The following is a 15,352-nucleotide window of genomic DNA, read 5'->3' as shown; positions in this document are numbered from 1 at the left end:
CCACCACCCGCTGCGCGGGCGGTCCCCCTCCCCGAGACAAGCTCGGGGAGGAATTTTCGTCGCTTACTTCCCCCCGCGATTGCGACAACCATCCGTCACCGTCTTGCTGCAGACCGGATAGTCCTTGTCCATCGCGGTCGCAGGCGGCGGGGTCAGCGCGCCCTTGTATGGACCGCCCTGATAGTTCTCATCCGCAGGCATGGCCGGACGCGCGGCCTGATCGGCACTCTGCGGATCGGGGACGCCCTCGGTCGGCACGCCCGGTCCGGGAGGGTTGGCCTGCCCCGGAGGCGTCGATGGCGTCTCGCCCTTGAGCTGCTGCAGCACCGAGTTCCAGGCCATCTGCCGCTGCTCAGGCGTCATCTTGTAGATCTGGCCGCGCTGGTCGGCCGTCAGCGCCCAATAGCCCTTCTGCTGATCCATGCTCAGCGTCCAGTAATAGACCTTGTAGTCGTTCGGCCAGCTCTCGTAGTCGGACTTCTGCGCCGCGGTCCAGCTGTCGTATGTGGCCTGCTGCTCGGGCGTGAGCGTCGGCGCGGACGCGCTGGAGGCGGCCGGAGGCGGCATGGCCGGAGCCGGAGCGGATGGCGGCGCGGCGGGCATTGAGGAAGCGGCGGGGTCGGCAGGGTCGCTCTGGGCATGGATGGCGGCGGGGACCACCAACAGGCTGAGGGCAGCAGAGCCGGCGAGCAGAACTTTACGCATTTCTCACTCTCCGTTTATGTCATCGTTCTGATCGAACGACGAAGCGCACCGGCAATTGTTCCTCCGCTGCGACGAACCGGGCTTGCACCGGGCCATGCCGTTCCCTAGTTGTTCACGGTGAACAATCTGCAAGCTCCCTCTTCTGATCCGCTGATCGACGGCCTCAACGATCCCCAGCGCGAGGCCGTGCTGACGACCGAAGGCCCGGTGCTGATGCTGGCGGGGGCGGGCACCGGCAAGACCGCCGCGCTGACCCGCCGCCTCGCCCACCTCGTCCGCAGCCGCCTTGCATGGCCGAGCGAGATCCTGTGCGTCACCTTCACCAACAAGGCGGCGCGGGAGATGCGCGAACGGGTCGGCCACCTGATCGGCCCGGCGGTGGAGGGCATGCCCTGGCTCGGCACCTTCCACGCGATCGCCGCCAAGATGCTGCGCCGCCATGCCGAACTCGTCGGCCTGCAGAGCAATTACACGATCATCGACACCGACGACCAGCTGCGTCTGCTCAAGCAGCTGATCCAGGCCGAGGGGCTGGACGAAAAGCGCTGGCCCGCGCGCCAGCTGGCGGGCTGCATCGACCGCTGGAAGAACCGCGGCCTCAACCCGCAGGACCTCGACGCGGGCGAGAACGAAAGCTACGCCAACGGCAAGGGTCAGAAGTTCTACAGGCTCTATCAGGACCGGCTGAAGGCAGTGAACGCCTGCGATTTCGGCGACCTGTTGCTGCACATGCTGAACATCCTGCGCACCAATCGCGACGTGCTGGAGCAGTATCAGAGCCGGTTCAAATACGTCATGGTGGACGAATATCAGGACACTAACCAGGTCCAGTACCTGTGGCTGCGCCTGATCGCGCAAGGCCGCCAGAACATCTGCGTGGTGGGCGACGACGACCAGTCGATCTATTCCTGGCGCGGCGCCGAAGTGGCCAACATCCTGCGCTTCGAGAAGGACTTCCCCGGCGCCAAGGTCATCAAGCTGGAGCAGAACTACCGCTCCACGCCGCAGATCCTCGCCGCCGCCTCAGGCCTGATCGACGAGAACACCCAGCGCCTCGGCAAGACCCTGTGGACCGAGCGCCACGCGGGCGACAAGGTGCAGGTCGTCGGCGTCTGGGACGGGCCGGAGGAAGCCCGCCGCGTCGGTGACGAGATCGAGCGGCTGGAGCGTCAGGGCGCCCCGCTCGACCAGATCGCCATCCTCGTGCGCGCGCAGTACCAGACGCGCGAGTTCGAGGACCGCTTCATCTCCATCGGCATGAAGTACCGCATCGTCGGCGGTTTCCGCTTCTACGAGCGCGCCGAGATCCGCGACGCGCTGGCTTACCTGCGCGTCATCGCCCAGCCCGCCGACGACCTCGCGTTCGAGCGCATCTACAACGCCCCCAAGCGCGGCATCGGCGCCAAGGCGCTGGAAGCGCTGCACCGCCTCGCCCGCAATCGCGGCATCCCGCTGTCGAACGCCGCGATCGAGATCGCCGACACCGACGAACTGCCCGCCCGCGCCCGCAACACCTTCCTCGCGCTGATGCGCGACTTCGCGCGCTGGCGCGACTTGTCCGCCACCGAAGGCCCTGCCGACCTCTTGCGCACCGTGCTCGACGAATGCGGCTACACCGACGCGCTGCAGGCGGAGAAGACCGCCGAGGCCAACGGGCGGCTGGAAAACCTCGTCGAACTTGCGCGCGCGATGGAGGAATACGACAGCCTGGGCGACTTCCTCGAACACGTCAGCCTCGTCATGGACAACGAGAACGCGGCCGAGGAGGAGAAGGTCACGATCATGACCATGCACGGCGCCAAGGGGCTGGAATTCGACAACGTGTTCCTGCCCGGCTGGGAGGAAGGCGTGTTCCCCTCGCAACGCTCGCTCGACGAGGGCGGCCTCGCCAGTCTGGAAGAGGAGCGCCGCCTCGCCTACGTCGCGATCACGCGGGCGAAGAAGAAGTGCACGATCCTGCATGCGGCGAACCGGCGCATCTATGGCCAGTGGACCAGCTCGATCCCCTCGCGCTTCATCGCCGAACTGCCCGAGGAGCATGTCGATAGCGAGACGACGCTTTCGGGCGGTGCCTCGCTGTGGCGGGCGCAGTGGTCGGAGCACGCCGATCCCTTCGCTGACGTGGCGCGGATGCAGCCCTCGCGGATCGTCACACGCGGCCCCGGCTGGCAAAGGGCAGCGGCCAAGGAATACGATGCGACGCCCAAGCGCGTGGTGGAGAGCACCCGCTCCGCCGCCAGCTTCGCCGCCAAGCCACGCACCGACATCGCCGTGGGCGCGCGCGTCTTCCACGAGAAGTTCGGCTACGGCGCGGTGGTGGCGCAGGAAGGCAACAAGCTGGAGATCGAGTTCGAGCAGGCCGGCAACAAGCGCGTGCTCGACAGCTTCGTGAAGCCGGCCTGACACAAATTCCTCCCCGAGCTCGTCTCGGGGAGGGGGACCGCCGCCGCAGGCGGTGGTGGAGGGGGAGAGGCGGCGCAATTCCCCCTCCGTCAGTCGCTACGCGCTGCCACCTCCCCGAGACAAGCTCGGGGAGGAACTGCAATTACCGCGCCCGCGATCACCGCTGCCCGGGTGGTGATTGCCTCCCGCTCCTCACGCTATACACTGGTTCAATACGAACGAAAGTAACAGCGAGAGGTATTGGGAAGTGCTCAAATCAGCAGACGGCGGCCTGCGGCCGGTGCCGTTCCCGATCGACGATCCCGAACGCATCCCGGTCAAGCGCTACTACGACCCTGAATTCTACCAGGCCGAGCTGGACCACTTGTGGCCCCACGCCTGGCAGATGGCCTGCCGCGAGGAGCAGATTCCCGAGATCGGCGACTGGATCGAGTACGAGAACGTCGGCAAGTCGGTCATCGTCGTGCGCACCAGCACCGGCGTGAAGGCCTTCAACAACGCCTGCCGCCACCGCGGCGTGCCTTTCGCGGGTGGCTCGCCGCTGGGCTCCTCGCACGCGACGGCCCACGGCAACTGCGCCAAATCGGGCTTTGTCTGCCCTTTCCACGGCTGGCGCTGGAACATGGATGGCGAAAACACCCTCGTCTACGGCAAGCACCTGTTCTCGGAGCGCCAGATGGACGAGGACGACATCAACCTCATCCCCTGCCGCGCCGAAGTGTTCGGCGGCTGCGTGTGGATCAACCACGATGACGATGCCCCCTCGGTGCGCGAGAGCCTCGGCCCGGTGGCGGAGCGGCTGGAGGCGCACAACCTCCACAAGCTGCGCGCGGAATGGTGTTATGGCACCGTGCTTCCGGCCAACTGGAAGATCGCGATGGAAGCGTTCATGGAAGGCTACCACGTCATGCAGACGCACCCGCAGCTGCAGCACGCGGTGCCGACGATGTACGATTCGATGTACGCGATGGCCGACAATCCCGACCGTCACCCGATGCTGGCCGACCCAGCGCTCACCATCGAGGAGAACATCGCCGCGCAGATTCAGAACATGGAACTGCTCAGCGAAGGCATGGCCGGTATGCTCCACGAGAAGGAAGTGGCCATTGCAAAGTCGCTCCAGCACGCCACGCAGGGACTGCCGGAAGACAAGAGCCAGGCCATGATGATGTGGCTGGGCATGGTCATGCACCAGGTTTCGGCCCAGCTTAAAGAGCGCGGAGAGCCGATTCCCGATCTGATCTCGGTGGCGCAGACCGATCCGATCAACGCGGTGGAGTTCCTGTTCCCGAACTACTTCCTGCTGCCCTACTTCAGCTCGATGTCGGCCTACCGCATCCGTCCGCTGGGGCCGGAAAGCTGTTTCTTCGAACTGTGGTCGCTCACCTTCTTCCCCGAAGGACAAGAACCCGAGCCGGTCATGGAGCCCACCGTGCTGCCTTACGACAGCCAGGACTTCCCGCCGATCCCGCGGCAGGACTACTCGAACATCCCGCTTCAGCAAAAGGGCCTGCACGCCTCGGGCTTCGAGTTCATGCGCCTCTCCAGCCGCGTCGAGGGCCTGATCAGCAATTACCAGCGCATCATCGACGGCTACCTCGCCGGCGTGCCGGGCGAGAAGCTGGCGGCGGCAAACAACAAGCTGGGCGGCAACTTCGACGGGAAGATCGAGGACCTGGGGTTCTGATTCCGGAGCTGAAAAGCAAGCGATCAGCCCCTTCTCGAATAGTGGGAACGCAAAAAGGCCCCGCAGGCGGAACCTGCGGGGCCTTTTTCATGTCACGATGCGCGAAAGATGGTGAGCCCGACAGGATTCGAACCTGTGACCCGCTGATTAAAAGTCAGCTGCTCTACCTACTGAGCTACGGGCCCCCACTGAAGCATACCGTGACGGTCGGGGTCACCTAGGGGCCATGCGCGCCTTGGTCAAGCGGGCACGCAACTGTCCGATGCTGAAGCCGGTCAAGGGATCGCGCCAGCGGCCCGCGATCTTCGCCGCCGGGTCGAGCACGAAGCGTCGTTCGCGAAAGGCGGGATGGGGAATCACGAGGTCGTCGGCACCATATGCACCGCCGTTCCACAACACGATGTCGAGGTCGAGCACGCGCGCCTGCCACGCCTTGCCCATGCGGCGGCGGCCGAACTTGTGCTCGATCTTCTGTAGCTTGTGGAGAACTTCGTCAGGCTCGCGCTTCGAACGCACCAATGCCACAGCATTGGCATAGCGGCGGCGCGAGGGGCCGAGCGGCGCGCTCTCGATCACCGGCGAGGCGGCGAGCAGTTCCAGCTTGCCATGGTCGAGCGCCTTCAGCGCGGCGCCCAGAACCTTCCGCGGCGATCCGTGGCGGTGGTGGCGCATGTTGGACCCCAGCGCCACCAGATAGCGATGCTTGCCCATCTACGCCCCCCTTACCCTTTCAGATATCCTGCGCGACGCGCGTGTAAAGCTGCGGCCGCCGATCGCGGAAGAAGCCCATGCCCGCACGATGCGTCGCCGCGCGGTCGAGGTCCAGCGTGGAAACGAGAACGCCGGTTTCCTCGCGCCCGAACTCGGCCACGTAGTCACCCCATTCGTCGGTGATGAAGGAATGGCCATAGAAGGTCTGCGCGCTGCCGCACTCGGTTTCGGCGCCGATGCGGTTGGCGGCGATCACCGGCATGCAGTTGGACACCGAATGCCCGACCATCGCCCGGCGCCACATGCGGCTGGTGTCGAGCGTGGCGTCGTAAGGCTCCGAGCCGATCGCGGTGGGGTAGAACAGCAGTTCCGCGCCCATCAGCGCCATCACGCGCGCGCATTCGGGATACCACTGGTCCCAGCATACGCCGATGCCGATGCGGGCGCCAAACACGTCCCAGACCTTGAAACCGTCGTTGCCGGGGCGGAAGTAGTATTTTTCCTCGTAGCCCGGGCCATCGGGAATGTGGCTCTTGCGGTAAGTACCCATGATCTCGCCATCGGCGCCGATCATCGCGAGCGTGTTGTAATAGTGATGCCCGTCGCGCTCGAAGAAGCTGGTTGGGATCGCCACCTTCAGCTTCGCCGCCAGCGCCTTCATGGCGATGACCGAGGGGTGTTCCAGCGTCGGGCGGGCAAGCGCGAACAGCGCCTCGTCCTCGGTCTTGCAGAAGTAGGGACCGGAGAACAGCTCGGGCGGCAGCACGACCTGCGCGCCCTTCCCGGCCGCTTCCTCCACCAGTGCGGAGACGGCGGCGATGTTCTCGGCCTCGTCGGCGGAGCCGAGGGCGAGTTGCAGGGCGGCGACGGTCAGTTGACGGGGGGGGATCTGGCGGGTCATGCGGCCCCAGTTATGGACTGGGCCGCATGAAGTCCAGAGTGGGCCGCCTTAGTCACGCTTGCGAAACAGCAGGGTCATGCGGTCGCTTTCGCCGATGGCCTGGTACTTGGCCTTGTCCTGGTCCTTGAGCGCGTAAGTCGGCGGCAGCGTCCAGACGCCGTCGGGCCAGTTCGCGGTATCCTTGGAGTTGGCGCTGATCTCCGACTTGCCGACGAGGTCGAAGCCGTTGACTTCCATGAAGCGGATCACGTCCGCCTCGCGCAGATAGCCCTTCGAGCCGTCGGCATAGGAATAAGGCGCATCGGCCTTGGCGCGGTGCTGCTCGATGCCGACGAGGCCGCCGGGCTTGAGCAACCCGCGCATCGCCTTGATTTCGCTGTCGGCGATGTTCCAGTTGAACAGGTTGTGCATCATGCGCGGGATGACGATGACGTCGAAGGTGCCCTTCTCGGCTTCCGGCACCGCGTCGAGGGTATAGGCGGCGAACTTGTCCGCCGGCATGCCGGTGAACTTGGCGACGTCGGCGGGATAGGCGGCGGCGGCCTTGCGGATACCGTCCTGCCGGTCCGCCTTGAAGGCGCCGCTGGTAGGATCGAAATAGAGCCCCACCAGATGCCCCTGCTGGCCGAGGTAGAGGCCGAGGAAGCGCGAGTACCATTCCCCGCCCGGCGCATATTCGCCGACTTTCATCTGCGGGCCGACGCGGAAGAACGACAGCGTCTCGACCGGATGGCGCGCGGCGTCGCGGGCGCGGTCGTCCTTGCGCAGCGGGCTGGCGGCGGCGAGTTCGAGCAGCGCCTCGCAGCCCTTGCAGGCTTCGACTTTGGTTTCCTTCTCGGCAGCCTGAACGGAGAGCGGAGCGGCGACGAGGCCGAGGAGCGAAGACAGGGTCAGCAGGGCGCGGCGCATCGGGTTCTCTCCACGTGGATTTGAAGCGGCGCCGAGACTAGCCGACAACAGGCCAATGACAAGGAGGCCAATGACAAGCGGGCACCGCGTACCTATCTAGCGGCCAATCCTTTCGACTTGAGGACATGTGACGAAGATGGAAACGGCAATCGTGGCTGGCGGGTGCTTCTGGTGCACCGAAGCGGTATTCCGCGACGTGGTGGGCGTAAGCACCGTGGAAAGCGGCTATATCGGCGGTGAGGTCGAGAACCCCACCTACAAGGCGGTCTGCTCCGGCACGACCGGGCATGCGGAGGGCATCAGGGTCACCTACGATCCTGCGGTGATCTCCTACGCCGAAATGCTCGACGTGTTCCTCGGCACGCACGATCCGACGCAGCTGAACCGTCAGGGCAACGACATCGGCACGCAGTACCGCTCGGCGATCTTCCCGCTGGACGATGCGCAGGCCGTGGAAGCCTCGGCCGCGATCACGCGCTGGGACGCGGAGCACCCGGGCGAGAAGGCGGTCACCACGATCGAAGGCCCTGCCCCGTGGTATTCGGCCGAAGACTACCATCAGGAATACTGGGACGGCGAAGGCCAGCGCAATCCCTATTGCCTTGCAGTCATTCCGCCCAAGCTGATGAAGCTGCGCAAGAGCTTCCAGAACAAGGTCAAGGCCTGACCTGACGGACCACCCTCTTCTTTTCGAGGAAGGGGGTGGATCGATTCCCGGGCCAATTCTTCAAATTTCGTAAATTCTCGAGTAATCGCCACTCCCTGTTCCACCAAGGGACAGTGCAAAACCCGCGCTTTCCAAAACCCCAAGTAAATATACTGGTCCCGGTCGTCACTCACGCCATTTCGGGACACACGCCGTGGCTTCCATCCGTACCGTTTCGCTTTCGCTGGCCGCCATGGCCGCTGCCTTGTCGGCCACCCCCCTGCTTGCCGATTCCGGCATGATCGCAGGGATCGACGTCCTCAAGACCTGGAACCTCGTGGTGCTGGGCGATCTCACGTCGTCCTCGGAAGTCGAGGGGCGCACGTTCGTCGGCGGAGACCTCAACGGCAATTCGTCGAACTACCAGATCCAGGCCATTCCGGCGTCGAGCACGGGCACCCCGGGCCTGACCGTAGTGGGCGACGTCAATGGCGGCGCGAAGAACCTGAACAACGGTTCAGGTGCGGTGGTCGGCGGCAACGTCAACAGCGGCCTCAATCTCAACGGCGCGGCGCAGACGGTGCTGGTCGGCGGGACGATCAGCAACACCAACGTGAACAACAATACGGTGACTTCGGGCCTCGCCTCGGGCGATCCGTCGTTCAGCCAGAACCTGACGCAGCAGGCGAGCCTCATCGAGACCTCGATGACCGGCCTCAGCCACGACATGAGCACGCAGACGGCGAACAGCCAGCTGTCGATCAGCGGCAATCGCGGGACTTTCGATGCCCAGCCCGGTGCGAACGGCGTTGCGGTGTTCAACATCTCGGCGGCAGACCTCGACAAGATCGGCGAGATCCAGTTCAATCTCAACGGCGCCGACACCGCGATCGTCAACGTCTCGGGCGGTTCAATCACGCTGAACGACAACTTTCTCGGCGGCACGCAGAACCTCGGCGAGCACGTGGTCTGGAACTTCTACGAAGCCAAGGACCTGTCGCTGACTACGGCATGGGGCGGCTCAGTGCTGGCGCCCGGAGCGGCCGCGACGACCGGAAACTACATCCAGGGCTCGGCTGTGTTCGGAAGTCTCGTGCAGAACGGCGAGATGCACGTCGGCACCTACACCGGCAACTACACGCCGACCCCGACCGACCCGGGCACTCCCGGCGAGGGGTCTTCGTCATCCTCCTCGTCCTCGGGCGGCACCGAAGTGCCCGAGCCCGGAATGCTCGGCATGCTCGCCGCAGCGGTGGGCGGCCTTATGTACTGGCGTCGCCGCCGCGCCAGCGCGGCCTGAACCGCAAACACAAAAAGAAAAAGGCAGGGGGCAACCCCTGCCTTTTTCTTTTGGATCAAATCACCACCGAGACGGAGCGGCGCTCTTCAGTTCAGCGCCGAAACGCCCAGGAAGTTCGGCACCGGACCATTCCAGCTGCCATCGTCCTGCGCCTCGGCGGGCTCGCGGCGACGGCTGCGGCGCGGTTCCTCCACCTTGGGCTCACGGCGCGGCGCACGCGGTTCACGCTCTGCACGGGGTTCGCGCTTCGGCTGCTCCTCGCGCGCGGGTTGCTCTTCCCTTGCCGGCTTGGCCGAGCGGGACGAACGGGCGGCACGGACGGGCTTGTCCTCCGCCGCTTCGCTCTCGCCTTCGCCGTTCAGCTGGTAGAGCGGAATCGGACCACCCGTCAGCTTCTCGACATTGCCGATCGCCTCGGCATCCTCGGGAGCGACGAACGTGAAGGCACGGCCCGTCGCGCCGCCACGACCGGTGCGGCCGATGCGGTGGACGTAGTCGTCCGGGTGCCAGGGCGTGTCGAAGTTGAAGACGTGGCTCACGCCCTTCACGTCGAGGCCGCGCGCGGCGACGTCCGAGGCACACAATACGCTGATGTCGCCCGCCTTGAAGCGCTCCAGTTCGGCGTTGCGTGCGGACTGGTCCATGTCACCATGGATTTCGCCGGCCGAGAAGCCGTGGCTCTTCAGGCTCTTGGCCAGTTCGCGCACGGTCGTCTTGCGGTTGGCGAAGACGATCGCCGAGGTCACATTGTCCGAACGCAGGATCTGGCGCAGCGCCTCGCGCTTCTTGCGGGCGGGCACCATGACCTTGTGCTGGGCGATGTTCAGGTTGGTCGAGGCGGGGCGCGCCACTTCGACGTACTTGGGGTTCGTCAGGAAGCGGTCGGCCAGCTTCTTGATCACCGGCGGCATCGTCGCGGAGAACAGCAGCGTCTGGCGATTGGCGGGCAGCTTCGAGCAGATCGTCTCGATGTCCGGGATGAAGCCCATGTCGAGCATGCGGTCGGCTTCGTCGATGACGAGCAGTTCGCAGCCCGTCAGCATGATCTTGCCACGCTCGAACAGGTCCATCAGGCGGCCCGGCGTGGCGATCAGCACATCGACACCGGCGGACAGCGCCTTGAGCTGGTCGCCCATCTGCACGCCGCCGATCAGCAGCGCCATCTTCAGATCGTGATTCTTGCCGTACTTCTCGAAGTTCTCGGCCACCTGCGCGGCAAGCTCGCGCGTCGGTTCGAGGATCAGCGAGCGCGGCATCAGCGCGCGGCGGCGACCATGGCCGAGGATGTCGATCATCGGCAGCACGAAGGCAGCGGTCTTGCCGGTGCCGGTCTGGGCGATGCCGATCAGATCCTTCATCATCAGGACCGGGGGGATCGTCTGTGCCTGGATCGGAGTCGGCTCGGTATAGCCCGCAGCCTCCACCGCTTGCAGCAATTCGTCAGACAGGCCGAGATCGGCAAAGCTCATAGGCGTTTGGTTTTTCCGGAAAAATTTCATGTAAGGCGGCGGCATGAGGCCGGGGCGGAACAAAACGCCACCCGCGACGCCTGCCGCGCGACAGCGGGCCATTTGCGGAAAAAGGCGGGAAAGTCAAGGAAATCCGCTCAGGAGCGCGAGTTGCGCCGCGAGGGCCGGTCGGAAAGGTCCTGCCCGTGCCCGACCGGTTCCTAGTGGTCGGGCTCAACCAGCTGCCTGATGCGGGTCAGCGTGCAGCTCATCCCGCTGCGCGACAACAGCGTATCGCGATCGACGCAGAGCCGCCCGTCCTCGTTCCGCTCGATCAGGAAGCCCGAGTAGAAATCGCGCGCCCGGCACGACCGGGCGAGTTCCGCGCTGACCACCTTGCGGTCGCGCATGAACAGCAGCAGCCGGTTGCCGCGATCCGGACGAACGCTGACGATACCGGAGGCCGGCAGGCAATTGCCCATCTTGCGCTCTATGAATTCCGCTCCGCCGTCGGCCGGCATACCGAAGAACATGTCGGGCATCGGCACGGAAGAGCGCGGGGAGATCCGGATCGTCATGCGCTGTTCGATCCGCACCTGCCAGGCATCCTGGGGGGCGACTTCGGGCAGCAGACTGATCGCGAACGGCGCCTCGGGAACCAGCGGCACGACATCCGCCGACGGCCAGAGTGCTGCCTCGACAGGTCCCGCGCCTACATCCTCCGCACGCGGCGCGCCGTCACCCCCCCCTGCCGCGGGCAGCAGCAGCAGGAACGGATAGAGCAGGGCGGAGGCAAAACTCATGTCGTCTTTCGTATTCCCGGAATCGACGCCGCATAGCGATGCCGACATGTCCGCCTTACGGCAAGAGCTTGAACCGACGCTTAACTTCCCCGCCGGCCCGCTTCCGCATTTATCGCGCGGTGATGGTGAAACCACCTGCAGCATGTGCCATATCGCCGGGATGAACGACACCGCACCGCCTCTTGACCATGACCGCTTCCTTGAAGAGGCTGCGGCTTTGCTCGGCCCGCGCGGCCTGACGACCGACCCGGAGCTCGTATCGCCCTGGCTCACCGACTGGCGCGGCCGCTTCACCGGCCGGGCCTGCGCCCTCGCCTCGCCCGCCAATGTCGACGAGGTTTCCGCTCTGGTGCGCCTCTGCGCCACGCATGGCGTGCCGATCGTCCCCCAGGGCGGCAATTCCGGCATGTCCGGCGGCGCCACTCCGGATGAGAGCGGAACGACGCTGCTCCTCTCGCTGCGACGCATGAACGCGATCCGGGCGATCGACGTCGAATCGGGCCGCGCGACCTGCGAGGCAGGCGTGATCCTCCAGACCCTCCACGCAGCAGCCGAGGCGCAGGACCTGCGCTTTCCGCTGACGCTGGGCGGCAAGGGTTCGGCGACGGTCGGCGGGCTGATCTCGACCAACGCGGGCGGCTCGCAGGTGCTCCGCCACGGATCGATGCGCGCGCTGGTGCTGGGGCTGGAGGCGGTGCTCGCCGATGGACAGGTCTTTTCCCAGCTCACCCCGCTCAAGAAGGACAACCGGGGCTTCGACCTCAAGCAGTTGCTGATCGGATCGGAGGGCACGCTCGGCATCGTCACCGGCGCGACGCTGCGCCTGCTTCCCGCCGTCGCCGAGCGGATCGTGATCTGGGCCGGCGTATCCTCCCTCCCCGCCGCCCGCGCACTGCTGCTTCACTGCGACGCGATGGAGGGCGAGGCCCTGGAGGGCTTCGAGGTCATGCCCCAGGCGAGCATCGACGCCGTCGTCGAGCATCTGCCCACCGCCCGCCCGCCGCTGGAAGGCCGCCATGCCTGGCACGTCCTGATCGAGGTCGTCGCCGACCGCGCGCAGTCGGACACCCTGCGTGATCGCTGCGAGGCGATGATGGCCGAAGCCTTCGAGAAGGACCTCGTCGAAGACGCCGCCCTCTCCGTCAGCGAATCGCAGGCCGAGGCGTTCTGGCTGATCCGCGAGACCGTTCCCCCCGCCGAGCGCGCGCGCGGCCCGGCGGTCCAGCACGACATCTCGGTGCCGGTGGAGGCGATGCCCGCCTTCGTCGAGACCACCGCGCCGATGCTGGAAGCCGAGTTCCCCGGCACCGAGGCGATCGCCTTCGGACACCTCGGCGACGGCAACGTGCATTACCACGTCATCGCGCCGAATGCCTCCGACGCCCGCGCCTGGAACGCCAATGAAGGCAAGGCTATCAGCCGCCGGGTCCACGATCTCGTCACCGAATGGGGCGGATCGATCTCGGCCGAGCACGGGATCGGCCAGCTCAAGCGCAACGAACTGGCCCGGCTCGGCGATCCGGTGGCGCTCTCGATGCTGCGCGCGGTCAAGCGGGCGCTCGATCCCAGGGGCCTGCTCAACCCCGGCAAGCTGATCTGACGCGGCAGGGCTGCAGCCCATGTCGAATCGCCGGATATGGGCAGGTCTCGCGCTTGCGCGGCCGCCGCGCAGCCTCTAAAGCCACGCCCTTCCAAGACTGACCAACCCCTCGCGGAGAGTACCCATGGCCAGCGTGCCTCAGAATCCTGCACTGCCCTTGTTCTACAAGGACCTCATCCCGCTCAATTCGCAGCAGCACGCCAACTGGAAGACCCGTTCGACCGACAAGGCCACCTGGCTCGCCGGCATCAACTCGGTGCCGCTGACGGTTGAGGAATTCCCGCAGGCCCAGCGCAACTTCCCGATCATCTTCACCGCCGGCGAGAACCCGATTCCTCTGGTGCTGATGGGCATGAACGAGGGCACCAACGTGTTCGTCGATGAAGACGGCACCGTGAACACCCCGGTCTACATCCCGGCCTACGTCCGTCGCTATCCGTTCATGCTGGCCAAGCTGCGCCCTGATTCGGACGAGCTTTCGCTCTGCGTCGATCCGTCGAGCGACCTCGTTGGCGAGATCGAGGAGGGCGAGCGCCTGTTCAACGACGAAGGCCAGGCGAGCGAGGCCACCACGAACATGCTCAAGTTCTGCGAGAACTTCGAGATTGCCGGCAACAAGACCGCGCAGTTCATGGCCGAACTCGAGAAGCACAAGCTGCTGATGGACGGCGAGTTGAACATCGACGTGGGCGCAGCCCAGCCCTTCAACTACCGCGGCTTCCAGATGGTCGACGAGAACAAGCTGCGCGAAGTGCGCGGCGACGTCCTTCGCCAGTGGAACCAGAACGGCCTGCTCGGCCTGATCTACGCGCACTTGTTCTCGCTGGAACTGGTCCGCGACATCTTCGGCCGCCAGGCATCGCAGGGCAAGGTGCCCAACTTCACGCCGCCGGCGGCCCCGGTCCCGGGTGACGTTGCAGATGACGTGAACGCCTGATTCACCTTCGTGGGGCGGGCGTTATGACACTTTTGTCACACTCCTGCCCCATTCGATTAGCGTGACGGATAGTTCGCTGGACATTTCTTATGGGTCCTGCTTCACGAATCGCTTGAATGTCGAATTGGGTAAGCCTATGTAGGTCTTGCCCGGCCGGCGCTACCCTCATGGCCCGTTCGGGTTTGGTGCACATCGTGGACCTCCTCCCTGAACCTTGGCCACCTCGTGCATCGCACGAGGTGGTTTTTTAATACCTGCGGCATCCCTCGGCTTTCGGCGATCTATTCCGCGGCCAGCGACCAGTCCTGAGCGCCCCCTTCGCGGCCCAGTTCCGCGACGATACTCCCCAGACGGCGCACCAGCGCTGCCAGATCCGCGATCATCCCCGCCATTTCCGTTGCCGGTTCGACCATCGCCGAATCGAGATAGCGGCTGCGATCGACTTCGATCTGCAGCGCGTGGATGCCGCTGCGCGGATCAGCGTGGCGCTCCAGCACATAGCCGCCGGCGTATGGCCGGTTGTGCGCCGCCTCGCGTCCAACTTGCGCGAAATGCGCGAAAGCGGAAGCGACGACGCTGCCATGGCTGCTCGCACCGAAGCGATCGCCGATGACGATCTGCGCACTGGCCACGCCCGGCCGCGTCGGCAGCGGGGGCATCGAGTGCAGATCGATCAGTAACGCCGCCCCCCACCGCTCCCGCAGTCGCGACAGAGCCTGCGCGATGGCGGCATGATAGGGCTCATGAACCCCGGCGATGCGCTCGGCCAGATCGCTTGCGCCCAGTCGTCGCCGCCACAGTTCGCCCAGCATCGGCAATCGCCGGGGAATGAGGCCGAGCCCACCGCGAACACGTCGGCTCTGGGCAGGCACGCCCTGCGCCGGCCGAGCCTCGCGCTGGAACATATCCCAGTCGATGTCATCCGGCGCGCGATTGAGGTCGATCATCGCGCGCGGGGCATTAGCCACGATCAGGCCCGCCCCGGTCGCCTGTGCAATGCCGTGCGCCACGACGTCGATATAACGATCCTCGAGCCTGATCGCCGCCGTCGCGCCGTGGCGAAAGTCAGCCAATAATGCCCGCGGATAGTGCCGCCCGCCGTGGGGCGCAGCGATCAGGACAGGGATCGCGGAAGGGTTCGGCCCGGCAAGATGGAACGCCGGAACTCCCGGAGCGCCGGGAATCCGGCCGCCGCCCTCCCCCATGTCCCCGGTCTGCGAATCATTCTCACCCAACGGCCCGATCATCCTTCCAAGCTGTGCGTTTCATACCGTCCTGTCAAAGCGTCCCGATACCGGTCAC

The 15,352-nt window shown here is 65.6% G+C and carries 13 protein-coding genes and 1 tRNA gene; 6 read left to right on the top strand and 8 right to left on the bottom strand.

What is annotated here, in order from left to right; genetic code table 11:
* Positions 1-63: 63 nt before the first annotated feature.
* Entirely contained in the window at positions 64-705 is a 642-nt protein-coding gene (locus tag ACODRZ_RS06160) for a hypothetical protein (protein WP_488969716.1), read from the bottom strand.
* 117 nt (positions 706-822) lie between these two features.
* Between ACODRZ_RS06160 and ACODRZ_RS06155 the strand changes: the two genes are divergently transcribed.
* Together ACODRZ_RS06155 and ACODRZ_RS06150 are read left to right on the top strand one after the other, a co-directional pair.
* Positions 823-3,108 carry an ATP-dependent helicase gene (locus ACODRZ_RS06155; RefSeq protein ID WP_488969717.1) on the top strand — a complete coding sequence of 762 codons (2,286 nt, stop codon included), beginning with the start codon at positions 823-825 and terminating at the stop codon, positions 3,106-3,108.
* Positions 3,109-3,355: 247 nt separating this feature from the next.
* Positions 3,356-4,795, top strand: a complete 1,440-nt coding sequence (locus ACODRZ_RS06150) for an aromatic ring-hydroxylating oxygenase subunit alpha (RefSeq protein ID WP_488969718.1) — start codon at positions 3,356-3,358, stop codon at positions 4,793-4,795.
* 109 nt (positions 4,796-4,904) lie between these two features.
* Here the strand turns inward: ACODRZ_RS06150 and ACODRZ_RS06145 are convergent.
* The 4 genes from ACODRZ_RS06145 to ACODRZ_RS06130 all read right to left on the bottom strand — a co-directional run bounded on the left by ACODRZ_RS06145 (position 4,905) and on the right by ACODRZ_RS06130 (position 7,316).
* Positions 4,905-4,980: transfer RNA gene (locus ACODRZ_RS06145), tRNA-Lys, on the bottom strand.
* Positions 4,981-5,008: 28 nt separating this feature from the next.
* Positions 5,009-5,506, bottom strand: coding sequence for a 2-amino-4-hydroxy-6-hydroxymethyldihydropteridine diphosphokinase (folK, locus tag ACODRZ_RS06140; protein WP_488969719.1), 498 nt, complete (start codon positions 5,504-5,506; stop codon positions 5,009-5,011).
* A gap of 19 nt (positions 5,507-5,525) precedes the next feature.
* Entirely contained in the window at positions 5,526-6,407 is an 882-nt protein-coding gene (gene aguB, locus ACODRZ_RS06135; protein WP_488969720.1) for an N-carbamoylputrescine amidase, read from the bottom strand.
* 48 nt (positions 6,408-6,455) lie between these two features.
* The gene (locus tag ACODRZ_RS06130) at positions 6,456-7,316 is read right to left on the bottom strand and encodes a class I SAM-dependent methyltransferase (RefSeq protein ID WP_488969721.1); all 861 of its coding nucleotides are present in this window, start codon (positions 7,314-7,316) and stop codon (positions 6,456-6,458) included.
* A gap of 136 nt (positions 7,317-7,452) precedes the next feature.
* On the opposite strand from ACODRZ_RS06130, the gene msrA reads away from it, so the two are divergent.
* Both msrA and ACODRZ_RS06120 read left to right on the top strand, forming a co-directional pair.
* Positions 7,453-7,983 carry a peptide-methionine (S)-S-oxide reductase MsrA gene (msrA, locus tag ACODRZ_RS06125; RefSeq protein ID WP_488969722.1) on the top strand — a complete coding sequence of 177 codons (531 nt, stop codon included), beginning with the start codon at positions 7,453-7,455 and terminating at the stop codon, positions 7,981-7,983.
* 202 nt (positions 7,984-8,185) lie between these two features.
* The gene (locus ACODRZ_RS06120; RefSeq protein ID WP_488969957.1) at positions 8,186-9,262 is read left to right on the top strand and encodes a choice-of-anchor A family protein; all 1,077 of its coding nucleotides are present in this window, start codon (positions 8,186-8,188) and stop codon (positions 9,260-9,262) included.
* Positions 9,263-9,348: 86 nt separating this feature from the next.
* Here ACODRZ_RS06120 and ACODRZ_RS06115 read toward each other — a convergent pair whose 3' ends face one another.
* Positions 9,349-10,731: a DEAD/DEAH box helicase gene (locus ACODRZ_RS06115; protein WP_488969723.1), complete on the bottom strand. Its 1,383-nt coding sequence runs from the start codon at positions 10,729-10,731 to the stop codon at positions 9,349-9,351.
* Positions 10,732-10,931: 200 nt separating this feature from the next.
* The gene (locus ACODRZ_RS06110; protein WP_488969724.1) at positions 10,932-11,513 is read right to left on the bottom strand and encodes a hypothetical protein; all 582 of its coding nucleotides are present in this window, start codon (positions 11,511-11,513) and stop codon (positions 10,932-10,934) included.
* 142 nt (positions 11,514-11,655) lie between these two features.
* On the opposite strand from ACODRZ_RS06110, the gene ACODRZ_RS06105 reads away from it, so the two are divergent.
* Together ACODRZ_RS06105 and ACODRZ_RS06100 are read left to right on the top strand one after the other, a co-directional pair.
* On the top strand, positions 11,656-13,113 hold the full coding sequence (locus tag ACODRZ_RS06105) for an FAD-binding oxidoreductase (protein ID WP_488969725.1): 1,458 nt from the start codon (positions 11,656-11,658) through the stop codon (positions 13,111-13,113).
* A gap of 124 nt (positions 13,114-13,237) precedes the next feature.
* Positions 13,238-14,050, top strand: a complete 813-nt coding sequence (locus ACODRZ_RS06100; RefSeq protein ID WP_488969726.1) for a SapC family protein — start codon at positions 13,238-13,240, stop codon at positions 14,048-14,050.
* Between the two features lie 281 nt (positions 14,051-14,331).
* Here the strand turns inward: ACODRZ_RS06100 and ACODRZ_RS06095 are convergent, their stop codons facing one another.
* Positions 14,332-15,285 carry an N-formylglutamate amidohydrolase gene (locus tag ACODRZ_RS06095; protein WP_488969727.1) on the bottom strand — a complete coding sequence of 318 codons (954 nt, stop codon included), beginning with the start codon at positions 15,283-15,285 and terminating at the stop codon, positions 14,332-14,334.
* Between the last annotated feature and the right edge of the window lie 67 nt (positions 15,286-15,352).

This window comes from Novosphingobium sp. FG90, from assembly GCF_057808725.1.
The sequence above is the reverse complement of the archived record's forward strand: the minus strand, read 5'-3'. Positions and strand labels throughout refer to the sequence as shown.

What these genes read in the sequence shown, in the direction of transcription:
- folK (WP_488969719.1), bottom strand. Translation starts at nt 5,506, where the DNA reads ATGGGCAAGCATCGCTATCTGGTGGCGCTGGGGTCCAACATGCGCCAC.
- ACODRZ_RS06130 (WP_488969721.1), bottom strand. Translation starts at nt 7,316, where the DNA reads ATGCGCCGCGCCCTGCTGACCCTGTCTTCGCTCCTCGGCCTCGTCGCC.
- ACODRZ_RS06115 (WP_488969723.1), bottom strand. Translation starts at nt 10,731, where the DNA reads ATGAGCTTTGCCGATCTCGGCCTGTCTGACGAATTGCTGCAAGCGGTG.
- ACODRZ_RS06105 (WP_488969725.1), top strand. Translation starts at nt 11,656, where the DNA reads ATGTGCCATATCGCCGGGATGAACGACACCGCACCGCCTCTTGACCAT.
- aguB (WP_488969720.1), bottom strand. Translation starts at nt 6,407, where the DNA reads ATGACCCGCCAGATCCCCCCCCGTCAACTGACCGTCGCCGCCCTGCAA.
- ACODRZ_RS06100 (WP_488969726.1), top strand. Translation starts at nt 13,238, where the DNA reads ATGGCCAGCGTGCCTCAGAATCCTGCACTGCCCTTGTTCTACAAGGAC.
- ACODRZ_RS06110 (WP_488969724.1), bottom strand. Translation starts at nt 11,513, where the DNA reads ATGAGTTTTGCCTCCGCCCTGCTCTATCCGTTCCTGCTGCTGCTGCCC.
- ACODRZ_RS06160 (WP_488969716.1), bottom strand. Translation starts at nt 705, where the DNA reads ATGCGTAAAGTTCTGCTCGCCGGCTCTGCTGCCCTCAGCCTGTTGGTG.
- msrA (WP_488969722.1), top strand. Translation starts at nt 7,453, where the DNA reads ATGGAAACGGCAATCGTGGCTGGCGGGTGCTTCTGGTGCACCGAAGCG.